This window comes from Actinopolyspora mortivallis (genome assembly GCF_003001495.1).
Taxonomy (GTDB): Bacteria; Actinomycetota; Actinomycetes; order Mycobacteriales; family Pseudonocardiaceae; genus Actinopolyspora; species Actinopolyspora mortivallis_A.
In genome coordinates this window covers 41,893-48,843 of sequence record NZ_PVSR01000032.1, presented here as the reverse complement: position 1 = coordinate 48,843, position 6,951 = coordinate 41,893, and the positions used below count along the sequence as shown (strand labels likewise).

At 71.7% G+C, this 6,951-nt stretch carries 8 protein-coding genes; 1 reads left to right on the top strand and 7 read right to left on the bottom strand.

What is annotated here, in order from left to right; translation table 11 throughout:
• The 7 genes from CEP50_RS15570 to CEP50_RS15540 form a co-directional block, all read right to left on the bottom strand.
• A partial coding sequence (locus tag CEP50_RS15570) for a WXG100-like domain-containing protein (protein WP_219905507.1) occupies positions 1-1,053 on the bottom strand: 1,053 nt, incomplete at its 3' end.
• On the bottom strand, positions 1,050-1,382 hold the full coding sequence (locus CEP50_RS15565) for a hypothetical protein (protein WP_106114677.1): 333 nt from the start codon (positions 1,380-1,382) through the stop codon (positions 1,050-1,052). The genes CEP50_RS15565 and CEP50_RS15570, both read right to left, overlap by 4 nt.
• Positions 1,383-1,404: 22 nt before the next feature.
• Positions 1,405-1,848, bottom strand: coding sequence for a YbaB/EbfC family nucleoid-associated protein (locus CEP50_RS15560; RefSeq protein ID WP_258175301.1), 444 nt, complete (start codon positions 1,846-1,848; stop codon positions 1,405-1,407).
• Positions 1,849-1,981: 133 nt separating this feature from the next.
• Positions 1,982-2,644, bottom strand: a complete 663-nt coding sequence (locus tag CEP50_RS15555) for an adenosylcobinamide amidohydrolase (RefSeq protein WP_106114675.1) — start codon at positions 2,642-2,644, stop codon at positions 1,982-1,984.
• Positions 2,641-3,588 carry a hydroxymethylglutaryl-CoA lyase gene (locus CEP50_RS15550; protein WP_106114674.1) on the bottom strand — a complete coding sequence of 316 codons (948 nt, stop codon included), beginning with the start codon at positions 3,586-3,588 and terminating at the stop codon, positions 2,641-2,643. Before CEP50_RS15550 ends, CEP50_RS15555 begins: the two co-directional genes overlap by 4 nt.
• Positions 3,589-3,714: 126 nt before the next feature.
• Positions 3,715-4,221: a PH domain-containing protein gene (locus CEP50_RS15545; protein WP_106114673.1), complete on the bottom strand. Its 507-nt coding sequence runs from the start codon at positions 4,219-4,221 to the stop codon at positions 3,715-3,717.
• A 91-nt stretch (positions 4,222-4,312) separates the two neighbouring features.
• A complete protein-coding gene (locus CEP50_RS15540; protein ID WP_106114672.1) occupies positions 4,313-5,143 on the bottom strand; it encodes a biotin--[acetyl-CoA-carboxylase] ligase in 831 nt (276 codons plus the stop codon).
• A gap of 125 nt (positions 5,144-5,268) precedes the next feature.
• Here CEP50_RS15540 and CEP50_RS15535 point away from each other — a divergent pair, with 125 nt between their 5' ends.
• Positions 5,269-6,906: an acyl-CoA carboxylase subunit beta gene (locus CEP50_RS15535; protein ID WP_106114671.1), complete on the top strand. Its 1,638-nt coding sequence runs from the start codon at positions 5,269-5,271 to the stop codon at positions 6,904-6,906.
• Positions 6,907-6,951 lie beyond the last annotated feature (45 nt).

The following is a 6,951-nucleotide window of genomic DNA, read 5'->3' as shown; positions in this document are numbered from 1 at the left end:
CCCCACGGGACCGCCGGCGCGCGGTGCGGGGGCGGCCTCGGAGGGCTGGGGCGCGGCCCACGCCTGGTGCATCGCCCCGGGCGTGGTCCGCGGATCCCCTCCGGAGGGAGCACCGCCCCGGCCGCCGACGGCGGGGATCGGTCCCGTGTCGGGATCGGCCTCGTCCCTCCCCTGTTCGGCCGCCTGCACGGTCTCCGGCGCCACCGGCCCCGTCGTCTCCCGAACGGGAGACTCCGGCGACCGGTCGAACCCGGCAGCGGGCGCCTGTTCGGCCGCCTCGGCCGGAGCGGGACGAGCCTGGTCGTCCCGTACGAGTGGCGGCTGGACCCCGGTTTCCTCCGCCGGGGACTCGGGGGAGGGCACCTCGGGCGGCGACCCGGCGGCCTCCCCGACCGTCCGCACGGCCGCCGCACCGGCGGGGTGGTCGGCCCCCGCCGAGGACGGAGCTTCGAGGTCGCCCCGAACCGCCTCGGGAACCCCCGGATCCGGGACACCGCCCTCGGCCCCCGCCCGTCCGGACAGCGGCGAGTCCACCGCCTCCACCGTCACCCCACCCTCACGGTCCACCGCTCGGACCAGGGTGTGGTTGAGTTCGGCGACGTTGGTGGCCGTGGCGTCGGTGAGCGCCCGCACCTCCGCCTCGGCCACCGGTCCCGCAGTCGTGTTCTCCGCGACGTCGAGGTGCTTGGCCAGCGCGACCAGCTCCCGCACGATCCGAACCTTGGCCGCACCCACCTGTCCCGCCGCGTGTTCCAGGCGGTCCGCTGCGGCGGTGCACTCGCGCACGCACACCGGCAGACGCCCGGAGTCCGGGTCCACGAAACCGTCCCACTCCCGGCGGGCCGCCCGACTCGCCTCACCCTCGAAGGCGGCCAGGGCCCGCTGGGCGGAGGCGTCCGAGGCCCGCGCCAGCGCCGCCAGCGACTCGGCCGCCGCGCGCCAGGCACGAGCGGCCTCCCGCATGGCGTCCTCGTCGGCCTCCGGCCAGTGCGTTCCGGTGCGCTCGGCGACCTCGCGCAGTTCGGCGGGCAGTTCGATCCCCAACCGGCTCACTCCCGTCCCCGCTGAGCGCCGTCCACGGCCCGCAGCCGGGCCGAGGCGTCCTCGTCGGCCCGGTCGTACTCCTCGGCGGTGTGGGCGAACTTCCCGCCCAGCGCACCGAGCCGTTCGGACAGCTCGTCCACAGTGTCCAGGGCACGTCGCGCTCCCGGAAGGTGGAGCTCGGCGAACCGGGTGCCCGCCTCGTCGGTTCCCCAACAGTCCCCGGTGCGTTCGAGCGCCTCGCGCAGTTCGGCCGCGATCCCGCGCGCGGTCGCCGCGTGTTCCTCGAAGGCCCCGGACTGCTCCGTGAGCCGCCGGAGATCGCCACGGAATCCGTTCATCACCGCTCCGTTCCGTTCTCGCTCAGTCCCGCAACCAGCTGCGCTGATGGTGCTCCTCCGGCTCCTCGGCGTCCTCGTCCCCGCCCGGCCGTGTGCTCCGCCGCTCCACGGGCGCGGCGGGGATCTCCGGGAGGTGTCCGCGCAGGGCCGCCGGATCGGATCCGGGGGGCAGTGTCTCGGCGACGACCTCGTCGGCACGGCGGGCCACCCGTTCCGCCGCCGTGCCGGACAGGCGCACGATCAGCTCGGCCAGTTCGGCGGGGCGGTGCTGCTGGTAGGCCCGGTCGGACAGCCACAGGTCACGCAACGCTCCACCGGAGCCGACGGTGACCGACACCGTGGCCCGCTCACTGCTCACCGTCTCCTCCAACGTGGCCAGTTCCGCCCTCAGCTCGGCGGCGCGTTCACGGCTCCTGCGGTAGTCGGCGACCAGCTCCTCGACCCGCGCCCGGTGCTCGGTGCTCACGGGCACTCACCTTCCTCCCACGACCCTGCCACCCGGTGGCGGCACGACGGGTGCGACGTGTCGCTTCTCGGACGTGCCCGAGGCCGCACGCGGTTCCACGGCTTCCCCGGGCCCGTCCGGAAAAGGGATTCGCTCAGCGTCCCCCGGGACCGTCGACACGCAGTCCCTCGCTCACCGCACGGTGCACGGCCCGCGCCAGCGGGGCTCCCACCGCCGAACGCGGACCTCCGTACGGTTCCGGGTCGCCGTCGGCCGGGCACACCACCACGGTGGCGTCGGTACAGGTTCCCGTGCCGGGGACCCCGGCCTCCACCAGCGCCTGGGTCTTGGCCTCGGCCACGGTGGACACCAGGTTGACCAGCGCCGACTCCTTCAGACGCACGGGGCAGAAACACACCGCGTTGATGGTGCCCGGCACGTGGACCTCGGAGGGCGTGTCCGCCCCCTCGTGGGCCGCCCAGACCGGCTGGCCCACGCCGGTGGTCACGCCGGCCCGGATCCCGGACTCCGTGGCCGTCACCTCGTGGCGCACGTCCACCGCGGTCAGCAGACCGCTGCCCACGCCGTCCAGTCCCAGTTCCCCGGCGAGCTCGGCCACGTGCCCCTCCGGGTCGGACCGGTCGTAACCGCTGGGCACGGTCGCGTTGAGCACCCAGTGCCGCGTTCCCAGCCCGCCGCCGTACACCGCCGAGGAGACCGCCAACAACGGAGCGGGAAACCGCCACAGCAGCAGCGGTGCCCCCTCAACCGTGTGCAGCGTCGCGGCGGGCGGGCGCGCCCGTCCCTCCGAACTCACAGCGCCAGTGCCCTGACCACGGCGGAAGGACTGGGTTTGCCGAGCCGTTCCGCCATCCACGTGCTGGTGTCCACCAGCATCTTCAGGTCGACACCGTGCTTGATACCCAGCCCGTCCAGCATCCACACCAGGTCTTCGGTGGCCAGGTTCCCGGTGGCCGAGGCGGCGTAGGGGCATCCGCCGAGACCGCCTGCCGAGGCGTCGACGGTGGACACCCCCTGGCGCAGCGCGGCGTAGGTGTTCGCCAGGGCCTGGCCGTAGGTGTCGTGGAAGTGCACCGCGAGCCGGTCGACGGACACGCCCGCAGCGACGAAGGCCCGCAGCACGGTCTCCACCTGGCCCGGGGTGGCCACCCCGATGGTGTCGCCGAGCGAGAGCTGGTCACACCCCATCTCCAGCAGCCGTCTGCCCGCGTTGACCACCTGGTCGACGGCCACGGGCCCCTCCCATGGGTCCCCGAAGACCATCGAGAGGTAGCCGCGCACGCGCAGTCCGGCCGAGACGGCCCTGCGGACGACGGGGTGGAACATCTCGAACTGCTCCTCGACCCGTCTGTTGAGGTTGCGGCGGGCGAAACTGTCGGTGGCCGAGGCGAAGATCGCCACGTCCTCCACACCCGCCTGCAGGGCCCGGTGCAGGCCGCGTTCGTTGGGGACCAGAACCGGGTAACGCACCCCCGGTTTGCGGGACAGTCCGTCGAGCACCTCGGCGGCGTCCGCCAGCTGCGGCACCCACTCCGGGTGGACGAAACTCGTGGTCTCGATGACCGGAAGCCCCGCCGCGTTGAGCCGGTTGAGGAATTCGAGCTTGGTCTCCGAGGGCACCACGTCGCTCTCGTTCTGCAACCCGTCCCTGGGACCGACCTCCCAGATGGTCACCCGTTCCGGAACACCGGGTTCCGGGGAGCGTGTGACCTCGGGAAGACCGATTTCGCGCACACCCATACAACTCTCCTTCCGCCGCCGGCAGTGCCCTGTCGGGCCGTGGGGTACTCGGGCGAACGGGCACCCGGCTGGTGTTCTTCGGCCTCTGCGCCCGCAGCGAGGGCCGGCTCGACCGGACCGGGGCGTTCAGCCACCGAACCGCTCGCCGTGGGACTCGTCGTCGACCGCGCCGTGGAGCAGGGACTGGAACCGGTCGATCCCGGGCACGTCCTCGAACTCCAGCGGTTCGTCCGAAGCCGACTCGACGATCAGCGTCCCGCTGCCCAGGATCCGGTCCAGCAGACTCCGGCGGGACTGCACGCTGTTGATCCGCGCCACCGGGATGTGCACCCCGGAGCGGGTGAGCACTCCCTCACGGATCATCAGCCGGTGGCTGGTGACGACGAAGTGGGTCGTCGCCCAGCGCAACAGCGGAGCCAGCACCAGCCAGAGCAGCAGCACCCCGCCGAGGCCGAGCACCACCCACGGCAGCGGGAACCACCACGAGCCGGGCGCGGCCGCCACGGCGAGCCATCCGCCCGCACCGACGAGGAGCACGAGCGCGGCGAGCGGGCCGCACAGTGTCTTCCAGTGCGGGTGCCGGTGCAGCAGCACGTGCTCCCCCTCGCCGAGGAGATCGTCGGGGTAGGCCATGGGTCCCCTCCCTGTCGGGTCCGCAGCGAGCACCGATCACCGTACCGGTCCTCCCCCGGGGTTCCCGAGTCGTACGGGTCTTCGCCACCGATCAGCTCTCCGCCGGGCGCAGGTGCACCACGTCACCGGCCGAGAGGGGGGTGCGCACTCCGTCCCTGCCGCGCACCACGAGCCTTCCGTGTTCGTCCACGTCCCGTGCCGTGCCTTCGAGCACCCGACTTCCTCCCAGTTCCACCCGCACCCGCATCCCGAGCGTGGAGCACAGTGCCCTGTAGCGTTCGAGCAGTCCGCGCTCCACTCCGTCGGTGGCCCCGGTCCGCCACTGGTACTCGGCCCGGGAGAGCCGTTCCAGCAGGGTGGCCAGCAGTTCCGTCCGGTCGACCTTCACGCCCTCGGCCGCCAGCGAGGTCGCGGGAAGCCCTCCCGCGCTCTCGGGCAGGTCGGCGGACTCGTGGTGCACGTTGACCCCCATGCCGAGCACCACGGCCATTCCGTCCATGGTGGACACGGCGTCGGCCAGGATGCCGGCGGCCTTGCGCTGGTGACCGAGCAGCAGGTCGTTGGGCCACTTGAGCACCGCGTCCAGCCCGGTGGTCTCGCGCACCGTCTCGGCCAGCGCCGTGCCCGCCAGCAGCGGCACCCAGGACAACGCCGAGTGGGCGGCCACCACCGGCCGCAGCAGCACACTCACGTGCAAGCCGTAGTGCCGCGGCGAGACCCAGGAGCGCCGCATCCTGCCCCGCCCGGCCTGCTGTTCCTCGGCGACCAGCACCGTCCGGTCGGCCGCGCCGGAGTTGGCCGCGGCGACCAGGTCAGTGTTGGTCGAACCGGTCACGGTCACCACGTCGAGCGCGGTGTACGGTCCGTTCTCGACCAGACGCGCGCGCAGCGCGTCGGCGTCCAGCGGGGGCGGGCTCGTCATGCGACCAGGTTAGGTGCTCGCGCAGCCTTCCCGAACGGGAGACCGCCCCGCCGCTCAGCACGGGTGACACGTGTCACCGGCCACCTCTTCGTGGGACGCCACCGCCCCTGGCTAGGCTGCCGGGCATGAGCAGTGCGACCGAACCGATCGGTGAACCGCCCACCGGCGAGCCGGACATCCACACCACGGCCGGGAAACTGGCCGACCTGTATCGACGCAACGTCGAGGCCGTACACGCCGGCTCCGAACGCGCGGTGGAGAAACAACACGCCAAAGGCAAGAAGACCGCGCGCGAACGGATCGACATGCTGCTCGACGAGGGTTCCTTCGTCGAGCTGGACGAGCACGCCAGGCACAGGTCGACGAACTTCGGAATGGACGCCTCCCGCCCCTACGGTGACGGGGTCGTGACCGGATACGGCACCGTGGACGGACGTCGGGTGTGCGTGTTCTCGCAGGACTTCACCGTGTTCGGCGGTTCGCTCGGCGAGGTCTTCGGCGAGAAGATCGTCAAGGTCATGGACCTCGCCCTCAAGACGGGGTGCCCCTTGATCGGGATCAACGACTCCGGAGGGGCCCGCATCCAGGAGGGGGTCGTCGCGCTGGGCCTCTACGCCGAGATCTTCAAGCGCAACACCCACGCCTCCGGGGTCATCCCGCAGATTTCGCTGATCATGGGCCCCTGCGCGGGCGGGGCGGTGTACTCACCGGCGATCACCGACTTCACCGTCATGGTCAACGAGACCTCGCACATGTTCATCACCGGTCCCGACGTGATCAAAACCGTCACCGGCGAGGACGTCAGCTTCGAGGAGCTCGGGGGCGCACACTCGCACAACTCCAAGTCCGGCAACGCGCACTACATGGCCTCCGACGAGGAGGACGCCATCTCCTACGTGCAGGAGCTGCTGTCCTTCCTGCCCTCCAACAACCTCACCGAGCCGCCGGTGCTGGACACCCCGGCCGAGCAGGGCTCGGTCACCGACGGGCTCACCGACTCCGACCACGAGCTGGACACCCTGATCCCCGACTCCCCGAACCAGCCCTACGACATCCACGAGGTCCTCACCCGGGTGTTGGACGACGGGGAGTTCTGCGAGGTGCACAAGCTGTTCGCCCCGAACATCGTGGTCGGCTACGGCCGCATCGAGGGCCACAGCGTGGGGATCGTCGCCAACCAGCCCACCCAGCTGGCGGGAACCCTGGACATCGACGCCAGCGAGAAGGCGGCCAGGTTCGTCCGCACCTGCGACTCCTTCAACATCCCCGTGGTGACCTTCGTCGACGTCCCGGGCTTCCTCCCTGGCACCGACCAGGAGTGGAACGGGATCATCCGTCGCGGCGCCAAGCTGCTGTACGCCTACGCCGAAGCCACCGTCCCGCTGGCCACCGTGATCACCCGCAAGGCCTACGGCGGGGCCTACGACGTGATGGGCTCCAAGCACCTGGGAGCCGACATCAACCTCGCCTGGCCCACCGCCGAGATCGCCGTGATGGGCGCGCAGGGAGCCACCAACATCCTCTACCGGCGTCAGCTCTCCGAGGCCGCCGAGCGCGGGGAGGACGTCGAGGCGGTGCGGGCGCGGTTGCAGCAGGAGTACGAGGACACCCTGTGCAACCCCTACGTGGCGGCCGAGCGCGGCTATGTGGACTCGGTCATCCCCCCTTCGCACACCAGGGGGTATCTGGCACGTTCGCTGCGGATGCTGCGTGACAAGCGGGAGTCGTTGCCCGCGAAGAAACACGGCAACATCCCGCTGTGAACCGCGGAGAATCCGCGACGCCCGTGACCGCCGGCGTGGCCCACG

Excerpts from the sequence above, each read along its gene's own strand:
- CEP50_RS15545 (WP_106114673.1), bottom strand. The coding sequence starts at position 4,221 with ATGGCCTACCCCGACGATCTCCTCGGCGAGGGGGAGCACGTGCTGCTG.
- CEP50_RS15550 (WP_106114674.1), bottom strand. The coding sequence starts at position 3,588 with ATGGGTGTGCGCGAAATCGGTCTTCCCGAGGTCACACGCTCCCCGGAA.
- CEP50_RS15535 (WP_106114671.1), top strand. The coding sequence starts at position 5,269 with ATGAGCAGTGCGACCGAACCGATCGGTGAACCGCCCACCGGCGAGCCG.
- CEP50_RS15565 (WP_106114677.1), bottom strand. The coding sequence starts at position 1,382 with ATGAACGGATTCCGTGGCGATCTCCGGCGGCTCACGGAGCAGTCCGGG.
- CEP50_RS15540 (WP_106114672.1), bottom strand. The coding sequence starts at position 5,143 with ATGACGAGCCCGCCCCCGCTGGACGCCGACGCGCTGCGCGCGCGTCTG.